This is a genomic window from Streptomyces panaciradicis (assembly GCF_023516615.1).
Taxonomy (GTDB): domain Bacteria; phylum Actinomycetota; class Actinomycetes; order Streptomycetales; family Streptomycetaceae; genus Streptomyces; species Streptomyces panaciradicis.
The window spans coordinates 1-318 of record NZ_JAMGBF010000359.1 but is presented as its reverse complement, the minus strand read 5'-3'; the positions used below and the strand labels follow the sequence as shown (position 1 = coordinate 318).

General features: G+C 77.7%; 1 protein-coding gene. It reads right to left on the bottom strand.

Annotated elements, in window-relative coordinates; all coding sequences use genetic code 11:
- Positions 1-318 (bottom strand): biotin/lipoyl-containing protein (locus M8J74_RS44360; RefSeq protein WP_283949345.1); only part of this gene is annotated, 318 nt, incomplete at both ends.

The following is a 318-nucleotide window of genomic DNA, read 5'->3' as shown; positions in this document are numbered from 1 at the left end:
GGCAGCGGGGGCCGGGGCGGCGGGCGCCGGGGCAGCGGCCGGAGCCGCGCCCGGGGCGCCGATGACGGCGAGCTTGGCGCCGACCTCGGCGGTCTCGTCCTCGCCGACCGTGATCTCCAGCAGCACACCGGAGGTGGGCGCCGGGATCTCGGTGTCGACCTTGTCCGTGGAGACCTCGAGCAGCGGCTCGTCGGCCTCGACGGAGTCGCCGACCGACTTCAGCCAGCGGGTGACGGTGCCCTCGGTGACGGACTCGCCGAGCGCGGGCAGGACGACGTCCGTGCCCTCGGCGGAGCCGCCGCCGGACGCGGCCTCGGC